We start from the raw sequence: 24,444 nt of genomic DNA, 5'->3' as shown, positions 1-24,444 counted from the left end.
ACCGTGCACAGAGCCAAGTACGTTCAGTACGAGGCTCTGCGCCCGGCACGGCGAGAGCACGCGCCTGACGCCGCCCGGCCGCCCTGCGGGCGACGACGGGAATTGTCAGACAGGCCCTACGCGGATTCCCGGACCACCAGCTCGGGATCGAAGATGATCGACGTCGGCTCGGTGCGTACGCCCGCGATGTGTTCGGCGAGCAGGCGGGCCATCGCCGCCGCCATGTCCTCGACGGGCTGGCGGACGGTGGTGAGCGGTGGCCGGCAGGTGACCGCCACGCTCGAATCGTCGAACCCGACGACCGCGACGTCGTGCGGCACCCGCCGCCCCCGCTCCCGCAGCACCTGGCAGATGCCCTGGGCCATCAGGTCGTTGGCCGCGAACACCCCGTCCGTGTCCGGGTGTTCGGCGAGCAGCTCCGTCATCGCCGCCATGCCGCTGTCGACGGTGAAACCGCCCTGGACGAGCGGGACGTACGCGTGGCCGTGGCGGGCCATCGTGTCGCGGAACCCGGCAAGGCGCTCCTGGCTCGCGGACACGGCCAGCGGTCCGGACACGGTGGCGATGCGTCGGCAGCCGCGGCCCAGCAGATGCTCGGCGGCCAGCCGTCCGCCGTCCCGGTGGGCGAGGTCGACATAGCTGAGCGCGACCGGCCGGGAGGGCCGGGCGAACAGCACGGCGGGCAGCCCCGCCCCGGCCAGCAGCGCGGGCAGCGGATCGTCCGCGTGCGTCGAGACCACGAGGGCCCCGTCCGCGCTGCCCTGCCGCAGATACGTCACGACCTCCTGCCGTGCCTCGGCTGTCTCGGCGAACATGAGCACCGGATGCATCGAGCGCGGACGCAGCTGGCCCACGACCCCGCTCACCACCCGGCCGAAGAACGGGTCCGCCAACACCCGTGCGGCGAAGGCGTTCTGCTCCTCCTCCGAGACGTCACCGGCGCCGGACACCACGAGCACCACGGTCTCGGTACGCCGGGTCACCAGCGATCTGGCCGCCTGGTTGGGCGCGTAACCCGTTCTGCTGATGGCCTCGCGGACCGACTCCTGGATGGCGGGGTCGACGTTGCGGACACCGTTGACGACGCGGGAGACGGTGGCGCGGGAGACGCCCGCCTCCCGCGCCACATCCTCCAGGGTCGGGGCCTGTCTGCTCATGCCCGCACCCTAACGGCACCGGTCACGGACGGCATAGAGCGCTCTCCCGGAGTACGGGCCGACCCTCGGCGCCGGTCGTCCCACAGGTCACTTGTAGACGCCGAACTCATAGAGGGAATAGCCCCAACCGGTGCCGCGTGCGGTGCCGTTGACCCGCACATAGCGGCCGGTGCCCGACACGTCGAAGTCGTCGACCCCGCCGTTGCCGTCGGTCACCTCGCGCACGGTCCGCCAGCTCTGACCGTCGTCGGACGTCTGGATCGTGTACGCCTTGGCGTACGAGGTCTCCCAGACCAGCTGCACATGCCTGAACGTGCTGCGCGTGCCGAGATCGACCCGCAGCCACTGCGGATCGCTCCAGTCACTGGCCCAGCGCGTGTCGTTCTTCCCGTCCACGGCACCCGCGGCGGTGCAGGGGCAGTCGCCGCCGCCCGTCTGGTACGAGGAGGCGGTCGCCGGCTTGTTCAGCGCGAGGTTCGTGCCGTCGACCACCGGCGGCACCACACGGATCGAGCGGGTCTCGACGCCGACGTTGCCCCTGCCGTCCGTGGCCTTGACGTAGATCTTCCAGACTCCGGGCCGGTCGGGCGCGGTGACCCTGAGCCGGCCCCCGCCGAGATCGGTGTGCGGCCGCGGGGTGAGCTGCCCGCTCCGGTCGACGTACATGCTGTTGTCCAGCACCTCGTACGAGATCGCGTCCCCGTCGGGGTCGCTCGCGCCGACCGCCAGGGTCAGGTCGCGCCCGGCCTGCACCTTGCCCGCGTCGCCCTCCACGGACAGGCCGGAGACGACCGGGGGAGTGTTGTCGCGCGAGGTGTCCGCGCCGTACGCGCGCTTCACCGCGTAGTACGACAGCCGTTTCTGTCCGGCGGGCAGCAGGTTGAACCAGATCCCGCCGAAGTCGTACTCGGTGCCGTAGTGGAACATCGTGGCGCCGAGCGCGACCCCCCGGTGCCCGGTGACACAGCCCCACGCCCGGGTGTATCCGGCTGCCTTGGCCTGGTCGGTGGGCTCCTGGGGAACCCCGTTGGCGTCGTCGGGCACCTCCCACTCGCCCGGCGGGCCGCTCTCCGTGACGATGTACGGCTTCGTGTAACCGCCCTGCTCCCAGGCGGACTTGATGTCACACACGGCGTTGTAGGCGTTGACCGCGTACAGGTCGAGGTCGGGTGCGTTGCGCTTGTAGTAGGGCCAGGCGCCGACCCATGCGTCGGTGGAGGTGACCGGGTGGTTCGGGTCGATCCCGTGGATCTTCCTGGTGATGTCGTTGACGAAGGTGGTGTAGGCGTTGCGCTGCCGTTCCAGCTCGTCACCGCTGAAGCAGTTCTGCAGGCCGAGCACCGACTCGTTGCCGACGTTCCACATCAGCACACCGGGATGGTCCTTGTACTCCTGGACCCACTTGGGGAACTCGTCGAGCATCTGGTTCTTGTACGCGCTGTCCGTCAGGTAGTTCACACAGCCGCCGCTGCCCGGACCGCCGCCGGGCTGCAGCCAGAACCCGGCGACGACCTTGATGCCGTTCGCCGCCGCGGAGTCGAACAGGGCCTTGCTGGAGGCGTCGGTGCCCCAGGTGCGGACGGTGTTGACACCCATGGATCTGACGTCGGGCATGTACCGGCCGGCGTCGGCCACGGCCGGACCCCAGGTCAGGCCTTTGACCTGGTACGGGCTGCCGTCCACGGTCAGCTGCCAGTTGCCCTGGGAGCCGGTCACCCTGACGACGCTGCCGGCGGCGTGCGCCTGCTGCGCGGGCAGGGAGAGGGCGCCGGCGGCCAGCAGCCCTGCGGTGAGGGGCGCCGCGATACGGCGCGTGCGGGAAGGAGTGGGGCTCATAGGGGATCTCCGGTGTGGGGGTGGAGGGCGGCCGGACCGTGGCGGGGTGGTCCGGCCCGGCCGCCCGGTACGAGACAGGGGCAGGCTCGCTCAGGGAAGTTCGTAGTTCTCGTCGAGCGCCGCCCCGGCTTCGGGGTGGGTCTGGTCGTAGCCGCGCGCGTCGCACTGCAGGCCGCCGACGAGGCAGTGGCCGACCAGCGCGTTCAGGGTCGGCGCGTCCCAGGCGTTGAAGAAGTCGTAGTGGAACGACCAGCTCGGTCCGCTGGCCAACTTCACCTGGGAGAGGTCGCCGTTGACGGGCCAGGCCATCTTGAACTCGATCATCGGCAGGGCGACCGGATGGCTCGTCGGGCAGATGTTGTTGTTCGTGCCGGGGTTGACCACGGGATAGGCCATGTGACTCTTGTGGTCCGGTGTGTCCAGATACCGGCCGTCCCAGCAACTGGGCGCCTGGAAGCGGATGTTGAGCTTGACGTCCGGACGGCTCGGGCAGTTCGTCGGGAAGTCGACGTTGAAGAAGCTGTCGCCGCACTCCCAGCCCTCGACGAAGCCGCGGTGCCCGCGGAACTCCTCCCGGCTCTGGGTCGGGCTGCCCACGAGGAACCGCAGGCCCTTGGGGAAGGGGCGCACGCTCGTGTAGTCGGTGACACCCGCCTTGTAGTAGATGACCTGCTGGCCGACCGGCAGCACCGGCTGGTCGCCCTTGAAGAGGGTGGGCATCCAGTAGCCCGACCGGTCGCCGGGCGCGTTGCAGGTGGTGGTGGCGCCGTCGAGCGAGGACGTCGTGCTGTTCGCGTTCGTCGAGCGGTTGCCCATGAAGGTGTGGTCGTGGGACTTGCCCGGCTGCTGCGGGTAGACGATCGGGTCGTCCGGCTTGGTGTGGCTCACCGAGCAGTTGGCCTGGAACTCGTGGAAGTAGCGGTGGGGCGGCTCCTTCGTGGACGGCGAGACGCCGGTCACCGGCGGGTTCGCGGGAATGTAGCCGTCGCCGTCGGGGTCCTCCGGGGAGGCGGCGGTCGACGCCGCCATGGTGTGGCCCATGGTGCCCATGTGGCCCGTGCGGTGCGTGGTGGACGCCGCTGTCGCGTCGCCCGGCGGTGGGGGAGTGCCGGCGGTGGCGGCGACACCGCCCAGACCGAGCGAGGTCAGCAGTAGGGCGCCGGCGATCAGGCTTCCTGAGACGAACTGCGATCTCCGTGGCATGGAGACCTCCTGAGGACGTCGATGGGGGAACTGTGCGGGGGCGGCCCCTTGGGCGGGTCGCGCGACCGGGGGATCGTCGGGAGAGCGCTCTCCCACTCTCCCGTGACGGAGTGTTGAGGCGGGAGCGCGGGGTGTCAAGGCATCCGACGGAAGGGGCAGTTGGCGGTGGTCTGCCGCGAGGGGCGCGCACTCGCGTGGCCCTCGGCTCCGCAACTGCCGCATCGCGCAGCCCCATTGCCAACTCCGGGCATCGCCCCTAACCTCACATCGTCTCCATCCATGAACTTCATTCGCCTACACGAACGAGGATCGATGGGTAAACGAGTGTGCCGTATCGCGGTTCTGACGTCCGCGGCCCTGTTCGTCGGCCTGTTGGGCCCAGCCGCCTCCGCTCATCCAGAGGCCGCTCACGCACGGTCCGCCGACGCACGGGCCGACCACTCAAGTACCGCGCGGCCCGACACCGTCGTCCTCGACGGCGGACGGCTCCAGCAGACCAAGGTCCGCCTCCAGCACGGTGACCCCCAACTCCGCGCAGCCGTCGCTGATCTGACGGGCCGGGCCGACAAGTGGCTGGACCAGGGCCCCTGGACCGTGGTCGACAAGCCGAGGCCCGCACCCGGCGGCGACGTCCACGACTATCTGAGCCAGGCCCCCTACTGGTGGCCGAGCCGACCGCCGACCGCCGACAACCCGTGGGGCTGCCCGTACGTCCAGCGGGACGGCGAGCGCAATCCCGAGGTCGACTCGGGCACCGACCGGCTGGACCTGGAGAAGGTCTTCGACTCGTCGTACGACCTCGCGCTCGCCTGGCACTACACGGGGAAGCGGCAGTACGCCGAGAAGGCCGCGCAGGTCCTGCGGACATGGTTCCTGGCGTCCGCGACACGGATGAACCCGCACCTCGACCATGCCCAGTTCATCCCCTGCAAGTACGACGGCCGGGCCATCGGCATCATCGACTTCTCGCAGTCCTACACGGCGGTCCTCGACGCCGTCGCGATCCTCGAGTCCGGCGCCCGGTCCGGCGCGCCCGCCTGGAGCAGGGCGGACCGGGCCGGCATGCGGCAGTGGAACAGCGACTTCCTCGACTGGCTGACGACCAGCGAGTTCGGCCGCCAGGAAGCGGCGGCGGCGAACAACCACGGCACGTTCTACGACCTGCTGGTGGCGGGTCTTGCGTCCGCCACCGGCGAGAAGGACCTGGCCCGCCGGACCGTACGCGCCGCGGCCGTCACCCGCGTCGATCCCCAGATCGCGGCGGACGGAAGCCAGCCGCAGGAGCTCGCCCGGACCAGGAGCTGGCACTACTCGACCTTCGACCTCGTCGCGTACACCAGACTCGCCGCGATCGGGCAGCACATCGGCGTGGACCTGTGGCGCCACCGGGGACCGGACGGCCAGAGCCTGTTCAAGGCCGTGCGCTACCTGCTTCCGGCGGCCACGGGACGCGTCGCCTGGCCGCACCCCGAACTCGAATTCCGTCGCTTCGCGGCGAGCGACGTCGTCCACGCGGCCGCGGACGCCGGCGACCGCGCCGCGCGGCAGGCCGTGCCCCTGCTGGATGAGCCGCCGGGCGGAGACCTGTGGGCGCTACGGCCCGCGGCCGAGCAACTGGACTCGATAACGGGCTGAGGCACCGGGGCCCGGGTGCTCAAGAGTGCCGGTGGTACGCCTTGTTGGCGATGCGCCACCGGTCGTCGACGCGGACCAGCAGGAACACGTCGGTGAAGGTGTCCGGGCCGTGCCGGAGCGTCATCGTCGCGGTCGCGACGGTGCCGTGGACGTCGACGGTGTCGATGCGACGGGAGCGGGCCGGTTCGTCGGGCGCCGGCCGGCCGTCGAAGAGCGCGCAGTACTCGTCCAGCGGCCATGAGACGAACACACCGTCCCGTACTCCCTCGACGTGGGCGCTGGGGAGGAACGCGGCGCGGAAGTGGCCGGGGTCGCCGGTGGCGTGTCCACATAGGTAGGCGCGGAGCGGGGCGAGCACGGCGTCCGCCACCGCCGGGGCCGTGGCGGCGACGGCGATGTCGGCTTCCGGGCCGCCGGGGGTGTCGGACAGTCCGGAAATACAGCGCAGGGGGGTGTCCGAGGCGTCGGCCAGCAGATCCATGTCCTTGGCCAGCGCCTCGATCGTGAAGTCGGCCCTGCCGACGGCTGGGACCGCGGCCGTACCAGAAGCCGTGGCGGGTTCGGAAGCCGCGGCCGTGCCCGAGGCCGTGTCGGCTGACGGCTCGCTCCCGAGGAAGGAGCGTTTGCGGGCCACGAGCCCGCCGAGATGGCCGAGTTCGAGGACGTCCAGGGCCTGGGTACGGGAGAGGCCGAGGGCGTCCGCCTGTTGCAGTGCGTCGCGCAGTGCGAGGACGGCCCCGGCCAGGCTGCTGTTGGCGATCAACTTCAGTGCGGCGGCGGTGGAAGCGTCGCCGACACGTCGTACGGTGCCCAGCGCCTCCAGAACCGGCCGGGCCCGATCGAGCGTGTCCGGGTCGGCGGCGGTGAGGAGCTGCAGGGCACCCGCGGCGACCGCGGGCACGGAGCCGAGTACGGGCGCGTGGATGTAGGAGGCGCCGAGACGGCGGGCCAGCTCGGAGGCCTCCGCCGGAGCGATGGTGCCGAGGTTCACCACCACCGTGTCGGCCCGCAAGGAGTCCTGGACCGTGTCGAGGACCTGTCGGCAGGCCGGGCCGTCGAACAGTACGAGGAGTACGAGATCGGCCTTCGCCACGGCCTCGTGCGGATCGCCCGTCGTGTCGAAGGAGCCTGACGTGCGCCCCGAGCGTGTCCAGCCGAGGACCTGCCGGCCCTGTGCGGCGAGTCGTGTCGCGACGGCTTCGCCCATGCGTCCCAGGCCGAGAACGGCGATCGTGTGCTGTGCGGTCATGCCTGTCACCGTGCTGCACCTCGTGGCCTGCGACAAGCGCAGATCCAGCAGGTCCACCCTGCGGCAGCCGCATACCGCCTGGTCATACTGGTCCCATGGATCTGACGGTGTGGCGGACCTTTGTGACGGTGTGTCGGCTCGGGTCGCTGTCGGCGGCCGCCGGCGAGCTTCACCACACGCAGTCGGCCGTCTCCCGGCAGATCGCCGGCCTTGAGCGGCAGCTCGGCGTGTCTCTGATCGAGCGTCATGCGCGGGGCGTGCGTCCGACGCCCGCCGGTGAGGTGTTCCGGGGCCACGCCCTGGCCACCCTCAACGAGGCGGACCGTGCCGTTCGCGCCGTACGGGACGTGCGTGACGGGGTCGCAGACCGGCTGCTGGCGATCGGCGCGCCGCCGTCCCTGGCCGCGGGGCTCGTCCCCGAGGCGATCCGGAGCCTGCTGGAAGTGGCCGGACCCGCACGGTGGAGCCTGCGGCCCGGCCTGAGCGCGCAACTGCACCACCGCGTGATCACCGGCGACCTCGACGTCGCTGTCGTCACCGACGCCCCGCCCGGACTGCCCCATGACCCGCGCGTCGACCGTCGCTTCCTCGGTCTCGACGACATGGTCGTCGTCCTGCCTGTCGGCCACGCGCAGGCCGGAGCCGGTCCGGTGCGCATACAGGCACTCGCCGATGAGACCTGGGCCGAGGACAACGACGGCTCGGCGGCGCTGCTGCGCCAGCACGCCGCCCGCGCCGGGGTCGCCGCCCGCATCGACCTCAACGCGGCCGATCTGCCCGGGAAACTGGCCCTGGTCGCGACCGGCCACGCCATCGCGCTGATCCCCGGGGTACTGACGGGTGCGCTGCGGACCGACGTCACCACCGTGTCCCTCGTCGACCCGCCGACCCGCGGCCTCTACACGGTCATGCCACGACGTGACCCCCACCCTTCCGCGGCGCTTCTCCACGACCGGGTCGCTGCCGCCTTCGGCGAACTCCGCACGAGCCGAACCGCGCAGCAGCCCACCGTGTGAGGGTGGGCTGCTGCGGAGTCTCAGTCCGTCGCCGACAGACGCAACCTGATCGTGCGCGCTTCGGGGCGGAGCGAGAACTCGGGCCACACGTCCGGTCCGCACGAGCGCGAGCCGAGCCCGTGCTGGGCCGCGTCGATGATCAGGTGACTCGTCGCGGAGTCGCCGAGCTCGAAGGGATGACGTGCGGAGGCGATGTCCTGAGGGGTGTGGCGGCTGAGCGTGAATCCGGGCCGACGCCCGCGCGTGTCGGGAAGAGCCTCGACACGCAGCACCTCGCTGTCGCCGCTCACCAGTGTGAGCCGGCGCAGTCCGGAACGGTGACCGGTCTCCTGCGGGCGCGCGTACTCGACCGAGAGGTCGTCGATCGTGGCGGAGAACCTGCCCGTGCGGGTCGCGCGGAGACTGTCGGGATACGACTCCAGCGGCCCCAGACCGAACCAGTCCGCCCCGTCCACGGCAGCCGTGCCGTCGGGCAGATCGAAGCGGAGCCCGATCCGCGGCCACACCGTCCGCCAGCCACGCGACGGCTCGATCTCCACGCGCAGTTCCAGGTCACCGTCCTCGACCGACCACACGGACTCCACCGTCACCCAGGACGCGGAGTTCGCCGAGGAGACCTTGTCGACGGTGCGCAGGGCGTCCGAGGTCTGCTCAACGGAGACACGCCGTGTCGTGAGCCGGTCGAGACCGTCACGACGCCACAGCTCGGCGTTGGACACCCCGGCAATGCCGGCGTCGCTCTCCTCGACCCCGTCGGACGGGCTCTCGTCGTTGTCTGTCGGCGCGCGGAACAGTTCCAGTCGCGGCCCGCCGACCTCGCGCCCGGCAAGGCGCGTAAGGGAGCCACCGGTGAAGTCGGCGATGCCGAGCGAGAGGTCTCCGTCGCCCGGCCGCCACGCGGCCCGCGACCGGACAGCGGGCACGCGACGGGGTGCCGAGCAGTCCAGTTGGGCCGTGGCGAGCACATGATCGGCGGGTGCCCAGGCGGTCGGCGCCGCCAGGACCGCGTCGATCGTCAGCCATGTCTCGGCGTCGTGGGCGACGGCGACCGCGGGAAGCGGCACCCGCCCCGACCCGCCCGCGGTGACGGCGGGGACTTTCAACTCGCCGGAGGCCACCGGGGTGCCGTCGTGCTCGACACGCCAGCGGAAGCGCAGGTCGGACGTGTCGGCGGTGTGCCGCAGGTTCGTGACTCCGACCTCCCCGTGACCGTCGCCGTCGGCGCTGTCACCTGCGCTCTCGAAGGTGAACTCGACCGGCGCAACGACCGCCTTGAACTCATGGAGGCTGGGTGTGGGGACGTCGTCGGTCAACAGCATGCCGTCCATCACGAAGTTGCCGTCGTGCACGACCTCTCCGAAGTCACCGCCGTACGCGTGGTACGGCGTCCCGTCCGGGGTCGTGGTGAGGATGCCGTGGTCGCGCCACTCCCACACGAAGCCGCCGTGCAGCCGCGGATACCGCCGTACGAGTGCTTCGTACTGGTCGAACGCGCCCGGCCCGTTGCCCATCGCGTGCGCGTACTCGCACAGCAGGAACGGCTTCGTACGCTGCCGGGCGCTCTGCGCGGGCGTGCAGTTCAGCAGCGTGGAGCGTGTGTCGTCGCTGCCGATCTGCTCGGTCTCCGGCACCGACGCGTACATGCGCGAGTAGAGGTCCGTGTACTCGCCGGTGTGGTCGCCCTCGTAATGCACCGGGCGTTCCGGGTCGCGGGCGTGGACCCATGACGACATGGCGGCCAGGTTGCCGCCGGTGCCCGCCTCGTTGCCGAGCGACCAGATCACTATGCTCGGGTGGTTCTTGTCCCGTTCGACGGTGCGCCGGATGCGGTCCAGGTAGGCCTCGCGCCACGCCGGGTCGTCGCTCGGGTTGCCCACCCAGGCGAGCTTCTCGAAGCCGTGCGTCTCCAGATCGCATTCCAGGACCACCCAGAAGCCGAGCTCGTCGGCGAGGTCGAGGAGCCGGGGATGCGGCGGGTAGTGGCTGGTGCGGATGGCGTTGACGTTGAACCGCTTCATGCGGGCCAGGTCCTCGCGGGCGTGCTCCTCGTCGAAGACACGGCCACGCTCGGGATGCGCCTCGTGCCGGTTCACTCCGTGGAAGACGACCCGGCTGCCGTTGACCAGGAACTGGTCGCCGCGTATCTCGACCGTACGGAAACCCACCCGCAGCGCGACGCTCTCCGCGGCCGAGGACACGGTGGTGTCGTACAGGCGGGGCATCTCGGCCGACCAGGGCTCCACGCCCGGGACGTCGAACGGCGCCACGTCGCCCGGCGAGGCCCAGACACGCTCGACGCCGAGTTCGGGGATGCGCAGGGTGACCGGGAACGCGGCCGCGTCGGCGGTGATCTCCGCCTCGACCAGCCCCGCGCCCTGCCGGCAGCCTGGCTCCGAGCCCTGCTCGAAGCCGGTCCGCAGCCAGACGTCCTCGATGCCTCCGACCGGCCGGGCGGTGAGCGTGACATCGCGGAAGATGCCTGGCAGCCACCACTGGTCCTGGTCCTCGACGTAACTGGCCGCCGACCACTGATGCACCCGTACGGCGATGACGTTGTCGCCCGTGCGCACCGCGGAGGTGACGTCGAACTCGTGGGCCAGGCGGCTGCCGCTCGCGCTGCCGACCTCGGCGCCGTTGACCCACACCCGGAACAGCGACTCGACGCCGTCGAAGCGCAGCACCACCCGCTCGGCGTCCGACCAGTCGCCGGGGACCTCGAAGTGCCGCCGGTAATCACCGGTCGGGTTCTCGTCCGGCACGTGGGGCGGGTCGATCGGGAAGGGGAACTGGATGTTCGTGTAGATCGGCCGGCCGTGGGCCCCGTCACCCTCCAGCACCCAGTGGGAGGGCACGGGGATGCTGTCCCAGCCGTGGTCGTCGAAGCCGTCGGCCGCGAAGTCCTCCGGCCCGGACGCCGTCGGCGACAGCCGGAAACGCCAGGGCCCGTTCAGCGACAGCGAGGGCGCGTCGGAGTGCAGCCAGGAGCGCGCCGGGCGCAGCGCGCCACGCCCTGGTGCGAGGTCCGAAACATGGGGGGAGAGCTCGGTGGACAAGAGGTCACAACTCTTTCTGTGGATCGACGGTCCTCTGGCAGAGAGGGTCCTACCGGAGTACGACCGTGCGGATCTCCCATGGCCCGAGGACGAGGTCGAGTTCGTTCGCTGCCTCGGTACGGGAGAGGGGGCGGCCGAGCAGATCCACGGTGGTGGCCTCGGTGAACGCACCCGTCACACGCACGGTGGACGCGCTGTCGCGCAGGGCGGTCAGCCGTACTTCGGTGCCGCTCCCGGACTCGTCGTCGGTGACACGGCGAATGCTCGACACGAGGACGTCCTGCCCGTCGACACGCAACCCGACGGTCTCCGGCGGCAGTTGGCCACCAGCGGTCCCGGTCCCACGGGCGACGAGCACATCGCCCCGGAACTCCTCGGCGAGAGCCACCGCGTCCGCCCCGCGCCAGCCGGTGGCGGACGGGAGGACGGCGAAGCGGTTCTCGACGCGCATGCCGAGGTCCTGCGCACCCGGCACGGGGATCTCGCTCGCCGCGGGCTCGTCGCGCAGAGGATGGATGTTGACGCTGATCGAGCCGATCGCCCGCAGCAGTGTGATGGCCAGTTCGGTGCCTTCGCCGACGAGTTCGTACTCACTGGAGTGGTCGAGCAGGACCGTGGCGGGGCCCGCCGACACGAACGCACTGGCGGGGAAGGTCGGCAGCGGGTACTCGCCCCAGCCGCCCTCAGCGGTCAGTCCGCGCTCGGTGACGGCGAACTGTCCGGCGGACGAGGACGTGGTCACCGGCTCGGGCAGCGGCACGTGGAAGCGCAGCCGGTGGTCGGCCGACTGGTTGAGGAGCGAGGTGGAGACACGCACGAACGGTTCACCGGCCCGTACCTCCACCAGCGTCTCCACCGGGGTCGGCGCGGTCCGTCCGTCACGCAGGTCGCGGTCCTCGGAGAGGGCGACGGGCCACGCGTAGACGCGGGTGACCCGCAGCCGAGAGCGCAGCGGGCCGTCTTCGAGGACGTCGACGGTGATCTGCACCGGGTCCTGGACGAGGACGTCGTGCGCCGGGGGAGCGTAGTTGTAGCTGTCACCGCGGTCACCGCCGTCGACGAGACGACCGACACCGCGCAGCACGGTCCCGTCGGCGCCGACGATGTCCAGCGTGCCGTCCGCGGCGACCACGACCTCGACCAGACCGTTGGAGAGCGTACGATCCGTCGCCGTCGCGTACGAGGTCCGCGTGGGCGCGTACGGGGCCGATGCGCCGACGGTGTCCTCGTGCGGCTCCACCCGGAACGCGGTCAGTCCGGACGCGGGGACCTCGACGGGGACGAGCGCGGTGGCCCGCGGCTCCTCCAGCGTCAGTACCCGCCACTCGCCCGGATGCGCGGCGGCAGCGGCGGCGACCTCCTTGCGCAGGATCAGCAGGTCGAACGGCCCCCCGGCGGGGACCTCCGCGAGGTGGAAGACGAGTGAACCGGGGCTGAGGTCGTAGTGGTCGATGAGGCGGCCGAACAGTTCACGGCGGTGGATACGGCGCAGCACGCGTTCGAGCTGCGAGGCGTCCATGCGCTCGTCGCTGAGGACCGTCGGTGCCTCGGAGACCAGCTGCACGGGGTGCGCCGAGCCGTCGGCGGTGGTCGCGACCAGACGCGTACCGGCGGGCGGGGCGACGACGTCGACCTCGACCAGCGTCGTGCGCGCGAACGGCAGCGGGTTGGCGATCAGATGGCCGTCGCTCGGTACCCGGGCGGCGGGTTCGGCGAGCGCCGCGTCCCGGACGGCGCGCGCGGTCTGCGCGGCCTCCGCGAGACGTGCGGCGACCTGGTCGCAGGTCTCGTCGGTGCCGGAGCCGACGACCGAGTCGTGCGCGGTCGACTCGATGATCTTGTGCCAGGCGAGGGCGAGGAACCGCGAGTCGTCGCGCCGGGACCACAGGGCGTTCATGCGCTCGGCGTGGTCGATCGTGCGCTCGGCGACCGCCATCCGCTGCTTGAGGCCGAGCCGTACGGAGAGCACGCCCGGGAGGATGTTGCCGCGTGAGTGGCTGCGCAACTCCCCGGTGACGACGGCCGGCACCTCGTCGCGCACATGGTCGCGAAGGTACTCGACGAGGGTCGCCATGGTGATGGGGCGGCCCTCGCCCGAAGCCTGCCGCAGCCAGGCCGCGAGGTGCGGGTCGGGCGCGTTGTGGTCGGTTCCCGCCATCGCCAGGACCGGGTCCGTGCCCCACCGGGCGGCCGTCATCTCCGCGTAGTCGCCGAGTGCGCGGCCGATACTGTCGGGCACCAGCAGCACGTCGAGGCCGTTGTCGTAGCCGTCGAAGAGGAACTCGGTGCGCACCTCGGAGCCGTCGGGCGCGCGCCAGCGGAACGCGTGACCGTCGACGGAACCGGGCACACCGCGCCACAGTGCCGCGTGCTCGATCCCGGCGCGCGCGAGGATCTGCGGCATCTGCGCGACATGGCCGAACATGTCCGGCAGATAGCCGATCGGCATCGCGCCACCGAGGTCCGCCGCGGCGGCCCAGCCCATCTGCAGGTTGCGCACGATGGTCTCACCGGAGCAGAGGAATTCGTCGAGCAGGATGAGCCACGGACCGACGGCGATGCGGCCCTCGCCGACCAGGGCGGCGACCCGGTCGCGGTTCTCCGGCCGCATCTCCAGATAGTCCTCGATCGCGGCCATCTGCCCGTCGACGGTGAACCGGAAGTCAGGATTCGACTCGGCCGTCTCCAGCACGGTGTCGAGGGCGGTGACCAGTCGGTGCCGGAACACCTGGAACGGCTCGTACCACTCCCGGTCCCAGTGGAAGTGGGGCACGAAGACGGCGGAGTTGCTCATGGCGGCAGAAACCTTCTGTACGGGCGGGAGGGGATGAAGCGCGGGCGGTCACTTCAGTGAACCGGCCGCGAGACCGGTGCGCCAGAACCGCTGAAGGAGGATGAACACGATGATCACCGGCACGATCGACACCAGCGAGCCGGTGATGACGGACTGCTGGAGGAGCGGGGCCCGGGCGGTCTGGCCGTTCCACTGGTACAGGCCGAGGGTGATCGGGAACAGGGACTCCTTCTGCAGCATGACCATCGGCAGGAAGAAGTTGTTCCAGATGGCGACGAACTGGAACAGGAAGATGGTCACCAGGGCCGGTGTCATCAGCTTGAACGACACCGAGAAGAACGTGCGGAACTCGCCCGCGCCGTCCAGCCGTGCCGACTCGATCAGCTCCTGCGGGACGGCCGCGTTGGCGAAGATACGTGCCAGGTAGACGCCGAACGGGCTGACGATGCTGGGCAGGAACACCGCGAGATAGGTGTTGACGATGCCGGTCGCCGAGAACAGCAGGAACAGCGGCAGCGCGAGCGCGGTGGTGGGTACGAGGACGCCGCCGAGGACGACCGAGAAGAGGAACTCCCGCCCGCGGAAACGGAACTTGGCGAGCGCGTACCCGCACAGCGCGGAGATCAGCGTGCCCACGGCGGCGCCCAGCACCGCGTAGATCACGGTGTTGACGGCCCACCGCCCGAAGATGCCGTCGCTGCGGGTGAACAGGACGCGCAGGTTGTCGAACAGGTTGAAGTGCGAGAACGCCAGCCCGTTGGTGGTGGCCAGGTCACCCTGCGGCTTGGTGGCCGCGACGATGAGGAAGTAGATCGGCAGCAGGAAGTAGACGGCCAGCAGGAGCATCAGGGCCATGGCCGCCGTGCGGCCGGCGCGACTCTCGCGGTTCACACGTGCGTTGCTCACAGGCCGGCCCTCTTCGACGTCAGTCGCATGAATCCGAAGCTCAGGACGAAGGTGATGACGGCGATGACCACCGAGATCGCCGCGGCCTGCTGGTAGTTGTTCCCGGACGCCACCGCGTAGGCGAGCATGTTCGGCGTGAACGTGCTGGAGATGTTGGAGGAGATCTGCCGCAGCACGGCCGGCTCCGCGTAGAGCTGCAGCGTGCCGATGATGGAGAACACCGTGGTGAGGACGATCGACGGGGCGATGATCGGCACCTTGATGCGCCACGCGACGGCCCAGTTGCTCGCACCGTCCAGCTTGGCCGCCTCGTACAGCTCCTGCGGGATCGACTGCAGGGCCGAGTACATGATGAGCATGTTGTAGCCGGTCCACAGCCAGGTGGAGATGTTCGCCGCCGACCAGAGAACGGCTCCGGGGCCGAGGAAGTCGGGGTCGAGACCGATGCCGTTCAGCAGGTCCACGACGGGGCTGAGCTGCGGTGAGTACAGGTACGACCACATGATCGCGGCGATGACACCCGGTACGGCGTACGGCATGAACGCGGTCATGCGGAAGACCGACTTGAGCTTCAGCAGGGGCGTGTCGAGGAGCAGCGCCATGATCAGGGCGACGAACAGCATGACCGGCACCTGCACGATGCCGAACAGTCCGATGCGCCCGATGCTGGACCAGAACTCGGCGTTCTCGAAGACCTTCTGGTACTGCTCGAAGCCGCCGAAGCTCGTGTACGAGGTGCCGTACTGGCCTCCGGTGCGGTGCACGGCTCGGAAGCTCTGCCAGAGCGCGTAGCCGACCGGTACCAGGTAGAACAGCACGAACGGGAGGAAGAAGGGGAGCAGGAACGCGGTGATGGTGCCGGCCCGGGGGCCGCCGCCGTCGGGAAGACGGCGGCGGCCCTTCGGTGGTGTCACCACTCGCGTCGTGCGGGTAGCGAGGTCGGTCATGTCGTGCTCACTTGCCTGCCGTGACCGGGATCGCCTGGTCCTTCATCGACTTCACCGCGGCGTTCTGGGCCGCCGACAGCGCGTCGCTGAGGGTGCCGTCACCGGCCGCGGCCTTCGCCATCGCGTCCTGGAGCGCGAGGTTCACCGTCTTCTGGGTGGGGCCCCAGGTGAAACTGGTGTCGATGTTCTTGGACGAGTCCGCGAAGACGTCGAAGATCTTCTCGTTGTTGTAGTACGGCACGCCCTTGGACAGCGCCGGCAGTTGCAGCCCGGCGTTGGCGGCCGGGTAGAGACCGCCCAGCTTGTTCTCCAGCGCGAGCGCCTCGGGGTCGGTGTTCAGCCAGGTGTTGAACTCGACCGACTCGTAGAGGTGCTTGCCGCCCTTCATGAACGCGACGGTCGAGCCGCCCCAGTCACCGGACGCGCCGTTCGTGCCCCACGTCGGCATGGGGACGATGCTCCACTTGCCGGCCTGCTTGGGCAGGTTGTCGCGGAACATGCTGTAGCCCCAGGCCGCGCCGACATAGCTGGCGATCTGGTCCTTCTGGTACGCGGCGTACATCTGCGTGGAACCGTTGGCCAGGTCCGTGCGCACGAGCTTGTCGGAGATCAGCTTCTGCCAGTACTCGGCGACCTGCTTGCTCTGCTCGGACTCGACGGTCACATGCCACTTGTCGCCGGAGTAGCCGTACATCTTGGCCCGGTTCTGCCAGATGAGTCCGTTGAACCACTCGGCGTTGTTGGGGTCGAAGAACGTGATGTCCAGGTCCGGATCGGCCTTGTGCAGCTTCTGGGCTGCTGCCGCGTACTCGTCCCACGTCCTGGGGACGGCGACACCGTGCTTCTTGAAGATGTCACTGCGTACGTAGAGGGCCATCGGCCCGGTGTCCTGCGGCAGGGCGAACACGCCGGTGTTCCCGAAGCTGGTCTGCGACCAGGTCCAGGGCACGAACTTCGACTTGGCCTTGGCGGCGGCCGAGCAGTCGGAGGCGTCCACGAAGGCGTTCTGCGTGCGCAGGTTGGGCAGCTGGTCGTAACCGACCTGGGCGAGGTCCGGCGCCTTGTCGGCCTTGAGGGCGTTGCCGAGGGTGCCGTACTGGTCGTTCGAGATGTTTTTCGTCTCGACGTGGATGTCCGGGTTCTTCTTGTTCCACAGGGCGACGACGTCGTCCATGCCCGGAACCGTGTTCCAGTACTGGAGAGTCACCTTGCCCTTCGCGGGCTCGCAGGACGCCGCGGAGGAACTGCCCGACGAGTCGGACGACGAGCATCCGGCGAGTACGAGGACACCGGCGGCCGCGGCGACGACGGTGAGGCGGATGCGCGTGACTGTGCTGCTCATATTTTCCGTTCCAGACAACGGCTAGCGACGGTGCTAGGCGGCTCGATGCTGATCCCTCGGGCGGACTGCCCTCCGGGTGGAAAGGACGGGACGCAACGCTTTCCAGGTGCTTGTGAGCGGTCCCGTGAACGCTCACGGGAGCGCTCACGGGGAAGCTCGGAGTAACGTCGCGAGGTGCAATGCTGAAGTGGTCGGAAGTCTGCGCTTCGGCGCGGTTCAATGTCAAGACATTCGGGTCTCGCGCGTCACCGGCGTGTTAAGCGGACGGTCACGCGGACCCGCTGAGCCGCAGCTCGGCGTGTACGACCAGATCGGTGATCGCGAGCGGGGGCGGCTCGGACAGCAGCCGTGCGACCTGCTCGATGGCGAGCGCGCCCAGCCGTCGCGTGTCGAGGGCGACGCTGCTGAGCGGCGGTTCCACGAGTGCGCCGAGCTGCAGCCCGTCGAAGCCGATGACCGCCAGATCCTGCGGGACGCTCCTGCCGATCCTGCGGGCCTCCCGGAGGGCACCGATCGCGATGATGTCGTTGAACGTGAAGACCCCGGTGACATCGGGATGCGCGGAGAGCAGCTCCTTGAGCGCCGAGCCGCCGCCGTCCGCCGTCTGGTCCGCGCCCACCACCGCGCCCGGGTCGATCCCGTGGGCCGCTGCGGCCGTCGTGAACCACGTGTGCCGGATGCTCGGCTCGGCCCGCGTGTGATGGTCCAGCATGCCGATCCGGGTGTGCCCCTTCGCGACGAGGTGCGCGACGGCTGCGTGGACGCCCTCCTGGCCGTCGATCCGGATCGAGCTGAACCGGGTGGACCTGCCCTCGCGGCCGATGAGCACCACCGGCATGCCGCGCGTGAAGGCCTCCAGTTCGCTCTCGGGACAGCTGAAGTAGCCGATCACCGCGTCCACCTGCGAACTGATCACCTGGAGTGTGCCGCGCTCCTCCTCCGCGCGGTCGGCGGTGTCGTACACGACGACATGCCAGCCGCGGGTTCGGGCGGCCTCCAGGGCGGCGGCTGCGACCTCGGTGAAGAACGGGTTGAGCAGATCGGGGATGACCAGGCCGATGGTCATGGTGTCCTGGCGGACGAGGCCCCGGGCGAACCGGCTGGGCCGGTAGCCGAGGACGCGGGCGGCGTCCAGGACGCGTTGTTTGGTGTCGCCGTCGATCTCGTCCTTGTCGTTGAGTGCGCGTGACACGGTCTGCCGGGACACTCCGGCGGACCTGGCGACGTCGTTGATCGTGACTTTCCGGGGCTCTGCCCGCTCTGCCCCCGGTGTCGACACCATCGCCTACCTCCTGCTTCTCGCGTCCGCGGGTGCGTGCGCGCGTCCTGAGTATGCCGGTTGCTTGCGCGGGCGTGCAGACGGGTCGGGGGGTGGTTGCGCCGTTCCCCGCGCCCCTGAGGGTGTCTGCGGGCCGGTGGGGGTTGGCCGCGCAGTTCCCCTCCCCCCCCCCTTCAGGGCGAACGGCAGGGGGTGGGGGTGGCTCCTTGGTTTTCGGGTGCTGGCCGGTGGGGGTGGGCCGCGCAGTTCCCCGCGCCCCTTAGGGGCGGGAGGCGGGGCGGCGTTTCTTTGGTCGGCGGCCTCGGGGATGAAAGACCGGGGCGCAGTCCCGGCTTTCAGGGGCGCGGGGAACTGCGCGGCCAGCCCCCACCGGGGCGCGGGCGGGTGGACAGCGGTCGCGGTTGGGGGTCAGTTCCACAGGGGCGGGGTGAACAGCTCGTTGAAGTGTGTGCCCTCCGCCCAGCGGGTGAGCGCGGAGCCGTCCAGGAGCCGGGTGTCCCCCTGGCGCTGGGCCCACCGGATGTCCCGCTCCCTGAAAACCCCCCGGTGCACGACCAGTTGAAGGAGCGGCCCGTCCGCGTGACGGCGGGTGCGCGGGTCGGGCAGCGCCTCGTCCGGCAGCGGCTCCGCCACCGGCCGGAACGCCACGTCGAGCTGCCGACCCGCCGAGTCCCGCGCGTACAGCCGCGGCCGGTCCGGCGCAGGCAGCAGCCGCACCCGCCAGCCGTCCCGCCGCAGCATCCGCGCGACGGCCAACGCGAGCCCCTGCACGTCCAGTTCGCGTAACTCGTCCGCGGAGTAGCGCCCGCGCAGACGGCGTGCGCCGGGCCGTCGGCGCCGGATCTCCACCGCCACGACGAGGGCCGGCACGGAGACGCCGACGACCGGCACGACCGGCCCGCCCACGCGATACCCCATCGCCAGCCCGGCGACCACCGCGCACACGACCACGACCGCACCGGCGAGGCCGGGCAGGACGTCACGGAACCTGGGCCCGTAGAGTCCCTGGTCCCGCAGCCGTCGCACGGTGTGCCGCCTGCGGGCGAAGGATGATCGGGGCGGACCGGACATCCACGACAGGCGTGCCACAGTGCCAGTCCCCCCAACGCCGCAAGAGCCATCCTTGGGGAGAGGAATACCCAGCGTGCGGCCTCATGCCCCCGAAGGCGGAGGGAATCCGGCCACGCACCCCGGCGCACGGGAGCACCGGCCGGTGCACACGGCGACCCAGCTCCTCCCGGACGTCACCCGTGCGTCACCCGGACCGGCTCGAACGACACCCGCGTACGTACGCCTCCGTCCGCCCAGACCACCTCGACCCCTGCGTCGTCGGCCACCACCTGTGTGACGGCCTCCGCGAGCGGGCCCGGTCCCGGTTCGCCGGTGAGGGCGGCCAGGGACACGTGCAGGGACGTGCCGTCCGTCTCGCCGGCCAGGCGGGGCAGTTGCGCCCACGGCACGTACGCGGTGCCCTGCGGCGCCCGTACCGTCTCCGGCTCGGGACTCCAGCCGTGCAGACCGTGCAGCGCCGAGACCAGCGGCTCCTGCGGACCGGTCGCCCACCCGGTGTGGGTGAGGCGGGCCCCCGGAGGCGCTCCCACCACGCGGTGCACCCGCAGTTCGTACGGCCCCCGCACCACCGTCACGCTCTCCACCCGCAGCCCCGGAACCATCGGCGGGCCGTCCGTGAAGACGGGCCGGTGCCACGACGCCGCCCAGCCCCAGCCGTCGCCGTGTCCCGCGCCGAGCGGGTGGATCCCGCGGCGCACACTGCGCCGGCCGCCGACCTCCACCGACAGATGGTTGTCGGCGATGTTCCCGGACGCGGTCGGGCCGGTCCGGGTCGAGTAGGCCTGCCGGCCGTAGTGCGGGTCGTCCCCGTCGGCCGACTCCGCCTCGTGCGGCCGCACATGGTCACTGCCGTGATTGTGCAGCCGTACGATCCCGTCCCCGCGTGTCGCCTGTACGAGCAGTCCGGGCGCGGCCAGGGCCAGTACCCGGTCGGCCTTTTCCACCGGCGCGGCCCCCTCCGTGGCGGTCCACAGCGGGTGGTCGGCGGGTGCGAGGAGGGAGACGAACGCCTTCGACGCCCAGTAGGGCGAGGCCGGTCCGGAGTACGTCTGGAGGGTGGCGTCGTGCGGCCCGTACCAGCCGAGGCTCAGCAGACCGTCGTCGGTCAGTGCCCCGCGGTCGAGGAAGTGCCGCAGGCTTCCGCTGACCAGGCGGCGCGAGGCGCCGGGCGTCAGCGGTGTGTGGCCGGTCAGGGAACCCAGGCCGACGGCGGCGGACGCGGCGAAGCGGTAGGCGAGCGACCGGCCGAAGTGCATCGGCGCCCCGTCCGCGCCGAACATCAGCCCGAAGCCGTCCAGGTGCTCGCGCAGCCGTTCGCCGTACCGCGCGAGGAGCGCCGCGTCGCCGCCTAGATGGGCGTCGAGGACCGGGTACAGGTGCAGCGCCCAGCCGTTGTAGTGGTCGAAGGCGCGCCCGTCCCCGTCGGCGTACCAGCCCTCGCCCCGGTACCAGCCCTCCATCAGCTCCAGCGCCCGCAGGCGCACCGCGGAGGTTTCGGCGTCGCCGCGTCCCACCGACTCCAGGAACCCGGCGACCGTGTACGGGAAGAGGTACCAGTTGTTCGGCGCGGGCACGTGCCGCAGCGATCCGCGCAGCCACTCCTCGACCCGGTCCTGGACACCTGCGTCGAGATGCTTCCAGAGCCAGGGAGCCGTCAGCCGCAGACCGAGGGCGACCGACGCCGACTCGACCATGGGCTGGCCCTGGACGTCGTGGTCGAGGATCAGCGGCCAGGACTCGGTGTCGTCGCGCCCCGGGGAGAGGGTGCCCGAGGCCAGGCCCTCGGCGTAGCGTTCCAGCCAGCCGTGCGGGTCCTCGCCACCGGCGCCCGCGACCCGGAAACCGGCCGCGAGGAACGTCCGGGCGAAGCCCTCCAGACCGTCGGAGCGCACCCCCGAGCGCGAGGGCCGTCCCGGCAGGTCGAGCAGGGCCCGGCCCGGTGTGCTCCAGCGCCACGCGGCTGCCAGCAGACCGTCCGCGACGGCCTCCCAGTGGGCACGGGTGTAACCGGTGTACGGGCTCGACGCACGGTCCTCAGGGGGGAGTTCGAAGGGGATGCGGATGCTCATGCCAGGAACGCCAGCCTTTCGCGTCGTACGGGATGGAGGAAGCCGGTGCCGGACGCCCAGCGGGCGGTCTCGGCGAGCGCGAGGTCGGCCAGGCGCCGCCACTCGTTGCCCTGGGAACCCGCCAGATGAGGGGTGATCAGCACGTTCTCGCAGTCCCACAGGGGGTGGTCCGGTGGCAGCACCTCGGGGTCGGTGACGTCGAGCACGGCCCGGATCCGGCCCGCCAGGACGGCGTCGGTGAGCGCCTCCTGGTCGATGACGGCCCCGCGGGAGGTGTTGATGAGCATGGCCCCGGCCGGCATCGAGTCGATCAGGGCGCGGCCGACCAGGCCCCGGGTGGTGGGCAGCAGCGGGGTGTGCACGCTGACGGTGTCGCAGCGGGCGAACAGTTCCGCCAACTCGACCCGCTCCACGCCGAGTTCGGCGGCGTCCGCGTCACTCACGTACGGGTCGTGAAGCAGTACCCCGATGTCGTGCGGGCGCAGCAGCTCGACGACCCGGCGGCCGATCAGCGACGCGGAGAGGATGCCGACGGTGCTGCGGTAGTTGCCGATGGTGTGCGGGGTGCGCAGCCAGTCGTCCCTTCTCCGCGACGCCGTGAAGTCGCGGGCGCGCTCCAGGATCTGTTTGCCGGCGAGGAGGATCATGGCGAGGGTGTACTCGGCGACCGGCAGGGCGTTGGCCGCGGCGGCGGAGGACACCTCGATGCCGCGCTCCCAGCAGGCGTCCGTGACATGCGCGCGCACGCTGCCCGCCGTGTGCACCACGGCCCGCAGCCGGGGCGCCGCACGCAGCACCTCCTCGTCCAGGGCCGGGCAGCCCCAGCCGGTGATCAGCAGGTCGACGTCGGCCAGCAGCGACTTCGCCCGTGGCGTCGACAGATCGTCCAGCACCGGGGGAGCGGCGAGGTCGCAGACGCGACGGAAGGCGTCGAGCGACGCGCTGTCGAGGACGGCCGCGGCGGCGTCCTGGGACATGGCCAGGGCGGCACGGGGCCGGAAACCCGGTCCGGGGAGGTGCGAGGTCACTTGACGGCTCCGGCGGTCAGCCCGCTGCGCCAGAACCGCTGGAGCAGGACGAAGGCGAGGATGAGGGGCAGCACGGCGAGCAACGATCCCATGATCACCACCGGGTAGTACTCGGGCGACACGGACGCCGAGCTGTTCCACTGGTACAGGCCGAGGCTGACCGGATACAGGTCCTGGTCGGACAGCATCACCATGGGCAGGAAGAAGTTGTTCCAGATCGCCGTCAGCTGGAAGAGGAAGACGGTGATGAGGCCGGGCCCGAGCATCCGCAGACTCACCCGTACGTAGGTGGTCAGTTCGCCGGCCCCGTCCACCCGCGCGGCCTCCAGCACCTCGTCGGGCACGTAACCCCGGCTGAAGATACGGCCGAGATAGACACCGAACGGATTGAACAGCACCGGGATGAACACGGCCCAGAAGGTGTTGACCAACCCGGCCTCGGAGGCCATCAGGTACAGCGGCAGCGCGAGGACCGTCTGCGGCACCATGACCGCCGCGAGGACCAGGCCGAACAGCTTCTCCTTGTGCTGGAAGCGGTATTTGTCGAAGGCGTACCCGCAGGCCACACTCAGCAGCGCGCCGATCGCGGCCCCGAGGACCGCGTACAGCAGGCTGTTGAGGTACCAGCGGCCGTACAGCCCGCCGTCCATCGCGAACAGGTCCTGCAGATTGCGTACGGGGGAGAAGCCGCTCACGGACAGCAGGTCGCTGCTGAACAGGGCGTCCCGGTCCTTGGTCGCGGCCAGCACCAGCCACAGCACGGGCAGCAGGGTGTAGAGGACGGAGACCGCCACGACCACGTTGACCGTGGCCCGCCCCAGCAGACGAGGGCGCAGGAAGGAACTGTCGGTGGTGCTCATCGGGCCTCCTCGGCGTCGGCACGGCTGGTGAAGCGGGTGACGCCGTAGGACAGCGCGATCGTGCACACCAGCAGGACCACCGAGGCGGCTGCCGCCAGGCTGTAGTTGTTGCGGGTGAAGGCCGCGTCGTAGATGTACATGCTCGGCGAGAAGCGGGAGCTGATCATCGGGGATGACTGGCTGAGCAGCATCGGCTCGGTGAAGAGCTGGAGCGCCCAGATCAGGGTGAAGATCGCCACCATGACGATCGAGGCCCGTACGAGCGGTGTCTTGACCTGGAGCGCCGTGCGTACGGGTCCCGCGCCGTCGACCACGGAGGCCTCGATCACCTCACGGGGCACGGCCTGCAGGGCCGCGTAGAAGACCACCATGTTGTAGCCGAGGTTGCTCCACAGGGCGATGTTCACGATGGACGGGATGACGGCGTGGATGCCGAGGAAGTCGATCGTGATGTCCGCGCGGGCGAAGAGGTCGATGATCGGGCTGATGCCCGGGGTGTACAGGTAGAGCCAGATCAGTGCGGCGATGATGCCGGGCACGGCGTGCGGGAGGAACAGGCCCAGTTGCGCGAAGGCGCGCAGCCGCACCACCCCGGAGTCCAGCAGCAGGGCCAGGACCAGCGCGCCGACGACCATGAGCGGGATGTAGATCAGGCAGTAGAGCGCGACCGTGCCGAGCCCGCCGAGGAAGGTGGGGTCGGTCAGGACGGCCGCGTAACTGCGCAGTCCGACGAAGACGGTGTTCTCGGGGCCGAAGCCGAGCCCCGGCTGGTCGTCGCTGTAGAAGCTGAGGTAGACGGCCGTGCCGACGGGGATCAGGAAGACGGTCGTCAGCAGGACGAAGAACGGCCCCATGAGGACGGCGACCGCACCGAACCGGCGGCGGCCGGCGGTCCGGCGGGCGCGCCGGCCGGAGTCGGAGAGGGCCGGACCGCCGACGCGGGACGCGTCGGTAGGCACCCGGGGCTGAGCGGTGGTGGTCATACGGTGTCACCTGCCT

Annotated in this window: 17 protein-coding genes; 2 read left to right on the top strand and 15 right to left on the bottom strand. The window is 70.6% G+C overall.

Annotated features, from left to right (window positions below):
- Positions 1 to 116: 116 nt before the first annotated feature.
- From ACZ60E_RS09980 to ACZ60E_RS09970, 3 genes are all read right to left on the bottom strand, one after another.
- Entirely contained in the window at positions 117 to 1,157 is a 1,041-nt protein-coding gene (locus tag ACZ60E_RS09980) for a LacI family DNA-binding transcriptional regulator (RefSeq protein WP_469439296.1), read from the bottom strand.
- Between the two features lie 87 nt (positions 1,158 to 1,244).
- Positions 1,245 to 2,993: a discoidin domain-containing protein gene (locus ACZ60E_RS09975; RefSeq protein WP_469439295.1), complete on the bottom strand. Its 1,749-nt coding sequence runs from the start codon at positions 2,991 to 2,993 to the stop codon at positions 1,245 to 1,247.
- 90 nt (positions 2,994 to 3,083) lie between these two features.
- Positions 3,084 to 4,196, bottom strand: coding sequence for a DUF1996 domain-containing protein (locus ACZ60E_RS09970; protein ID WP_469439294.1), 1,113 nt, complete (start codon positions 4,194 to 4,196; stop codon positions 3,084 to 3,086).
- 312 nt (positions 4,197 to 4,508) lie between these two features.
- Here ACZ60E_RS09970 and ACZ60E_RS09965 point away from each other — a divergent pair, with 312 nt between their 5' ends.
- Positions 4,509 to 5,831, top strand: coding sequence for an alginate lyase family protein (locus ACZ60E_RS09965; RefSeq protein ID WP_469439293.1), 1,323 nt, complete (start codon positions 4,509 to 4,511; stop codon positions 5,829 to 5,831).
- Between the two features lie 19 nt (positions 5,832 to 5,850).
- Here ACZ60E_RS09965 and ACZ60E_RS09960 read toward each other — a convergent pair whose 3' ends face one another.
- On the bottom strand, positions 5,851 to 7,080 hold the full coding sequence (locus ACZ60E_RS09960) for a nuclear transport factor 2 family protein (RefSeq protein WP_469439292.1): 1,230 nt from the start codon (positions 7,078 to 7,080) through the stop codon (positions 5,851 to 5,853).
- Positions 7,081 to 7,175: 95 nt separating this feature from the next.
- Here ACZ60E_RS09960 and ACZ60E_RS09955 point away from each other — a divergent pair, with 95 nt between their 5' ends.
- Complete coding sequence (locus ACZ60E_RS09955) at positions 7,176 to 8,096, top strand: LysR family transcriptional regulator (RefSeq protein WP_469439291.1); 921 nt, start codon at positions 7,176 to 7,178, stop codon at positions 8,094 to 8,096.
- 20 nt (positions 8,097 to 8,116) lie between these two features.
- On the opposite strand, the gene ACZ60E_RS09950 is transcribed toward ACZ60E_RS09955, so the two are convergent.
- From ACZ60E_RS09950 to ACZ60E_RS09900, 11 genes are all read right to left on the bottom strand, one after another.
- Entirely contained in the window at positions 8,117 to 11,149 is a 3,033-nt protein-coding gene (locus ACZ60E_RS09950) for a glycoside hydrolase family 2 TIM barrel-domain containing protein (protein WP_469439290.1), read from the bottom strand.
- A gap of 49 nt (positions 11,150 to 11,198) precedes the next feature.
- Positions 11,199 to 13,943, bottom strand: a complete 2,745-nt coding sequence (locus ACZ60E_RS09945; protein WP_469439289.1) for a glycoside hydrolase family 38 N-terminal domain-containing protein — start codon at positions 13,941 to 13,943, stop codon at positions 11,199 to 11,201.
- A gap of 48 nt (positions 13,944 to 13,991) precedes the next feature.
- Positions 13,992 to 14,798 (bottom strand): carbohydrate ABC transporter permease, encoded by an 807-nt coding sequence (locus ACZ60E_RS09940; protein WP_469439662.1) that lies wholly within the window; start codon positions 14,796 to 14,798, stop codon positions 13,992 to 13,994.
- A gap of 47 nt (positions 14,799 to 14,845) precedes the next feature.
- Positions 14,846 to 15,796, bottom strand: coding sequence for a carbohydrate ABC transporter permease (locus ACZ60E_RS09935; RefSeq protein WP_469439288.1), 951 nt, complete (start codon positions 15,794 to 15,796; stop codon positions 14,846 to 14,848).
- A gap of 7 nt (positions 15,797 to 15,803) precedes the next feature.
- Positions 15,804 to 17,138 (bottom strand): ABC transporter substrate-binding protein, encoded by a 1,335-nt coding sequence (locus ACZ60E_RS09930; RefSeq protein ID WP_469439287.1) that lies wholly within the window; start codon positions 17,136 to 17,138, stop codon positions 15,804 to 15,806.
- Positions 17,139 to 17,406: 268 nt separating this feature from the next.
- The gene (locus ACZ60E_RS09925; RefSeq protein WP_469439286.1) at positions 17,407 to 18,420 is read right to left on the bottom strand and encodes a LacI family DNA-binding transcriptional regulator; all 1,014 of its coding nucleotides are present in this window, start codon (positions 18,418 to 18,420) and stop codon (positions 17,407 to 17,409) included.
- 405 nt (positions 18,421 to 18,825) lie between these two features.
- A complete protein-coding gene (locus ACZ60E_RS09920; protein WP_384806811.1) occupies positions 18,826 to 19,443 on the bottom strand; it encodes a hypothetical protein in 618 nt (205 codons plus the stop codon).
- 218 nt (positions 19,444 to 19,661) lie between these two features.
- Positions 19,662 to 21,551 (bottom strand): DUF2264 domain-containing protein, encoded by a 1,890-nt coding sequence (locus tag ACZ60E_RS09915; RefSeq protein WP_469439660.1) that lies wholly within the window; start codon positions 21,549 to 21,551, stop codon positions 19,662 to 19,664.
- Between the two features lie 2 nt (positions 21,552 to 21,553).
- On the bottom strand, positions 21,554 to 22,585 hold the full coding sequence (locus tag ACZ60E_RS09910) for a hydroxyacid dehydrogenase (RefSeq protein ID WP_469439285.1): 1,032 nt from the start codon (positions 22,583 to 22,585) through the stop codon (positions 21,554 to 21,556).
- Positions 22,582 to 23,445, bottom strand: a complete 864-nt coding sequence (locus ACZ60E_RS09905) for a carbohydrate ABC transporter permease (RefSeq protein ID WP_384806805.1) — start codon at positions 23,443 to 23,445, stop codon at positions 22,582 to 22,584. The genes ACZ60E_RS09910 and ACZ60E_RS09905 overlap by 4 nt, the downstream gene beginning before the upstream one ends.
- Positions 23,442 to 24,428 carry a carbohydrate ABC transporter permease gene (locus ACZ60E_RS09900; protein ID WP_384806802.1) on the bottom strand — a complete coding sequence of 329 codons (987 nt, stop codon included), beginning with the start codon at positions 24,426 to 24,428 and terminating at the stop codon, positions 23,442 to 23,444. Before ACZ60E_RS09900 ends, ACZ60E_RS09905 begins: the two co-directional genes overlap by 4 nt.
- Between the last annotated feature and the right edge of the window lie 16 nt (positions 24,429 to 24,444).

Source organism: Streptomyces sp. NPDC102514 (genome assembly GCF_055584525.1).
The sequence above is the reverse complement of the archived record's forward strand: the minus strand, read 5'-3'. Positions and strand labels throughout refer to the sequence as shown.

Excerpts from the sequence above, each read along its gene's own strand:
- ACZ60E_RS09980 (WP_469439296.1), bottom strand. The coding sequence starts at position 1,157 with ATGAGCAGACAGGCCCCGACCCTGGAGGATGTGGCGCGGGAGGCGGGC.
- ACZ60E_RS09975 (WP_469439295.1), bottom strand. The coding sequence starts at position 2,993 with ATGAGCCCCACTCCTTCCCGCACGCGCCGTATCGCGGCGCCCCTCACC.
- ACZ60E_RS09970 (WP_469439294.1), bottom strand. The coding sequence starts at position 4,196 with ATGCCACGGAGATCGCAGTTCGTCTCAGGAAGCCTGATCGCCGGCGCC.
- ACZ60E_RS09965 (WP_469439293.1), top strand. The coding sequence starts at position 4,509 with ATGGGTAAACGAGTGTGCCGTATCGCGGTTCTGACGTCCGCGGCCCTG.
- ACZ60E_RS09960 (WP_469439292.1), bottom strand. The coding sequence starts at position 7,080 with ATGACCGCACAGCACACGATCGCCGTTCTCGGCCTGGGACGCATGGGC.
- ACZ60E_RS09955 (WP_469439291.1), top strand. The coding sequence starts at position 7,176 with ATGGATCTGACGGTGTGGCGGACCTTTGTGACGGTGTGTCGGCTCGGG.
- ACZ60E_RS09945 (WP_469439289.1), bottom strand. The coding sequence starts at position 13,943 with ATGAGCAACTCCGCCGTCTTCGTGCCCCACTTCCACTGGGACCGGGAG.
- ACZ60E_RS09940 (WP_469439662.1), bottom strand. The coding sequence starts at position 14,798 with ATGGCCCTGATGCTCCTGCTGGCCGTCTACTTCCTGCTGCCGATCTAC.
- ACZ60E_RS09935 (WP_469439288.1), bottom strand. The coding sequence starts at position 15,796 with ATGACCGACCTCGCTACCCGCACGACGCGAGTGGTGACACCACCGAAG.
- ACZ60E_RS09930 (WP_469439287.1), bottom strand. The coding sequence starts at position 17,138 with ATGAGCAGCACAGTCACGCGCATCCGCCTCACCGTCGTCGCCGCGGCC.
- ACZ60E_RS09925 (WP_469439286.1), bottom strand. The coding sequence starts at position 18,420 with ATGGTGTCGACACCGGGGGCAGAGCGGGCAGAGCCCCGGAAAGTCACG.
- ACZ60E_RS09905 (WP_384806805.1), bottom strand. The coding sequence starts at position 23,445 with ATGAGCACCACCGACAGTTCCTTCCTGCGCCCTCGTCTGCTGGGGCGG.
- ACZ60E_RS09900 (WP_384806802.1), bottom strand. The coding sequence starts at position 24,428 with ATGACCACCACCGCTCAGCCCCGGGTGCCTACCGACGCGTCCCGCGTC.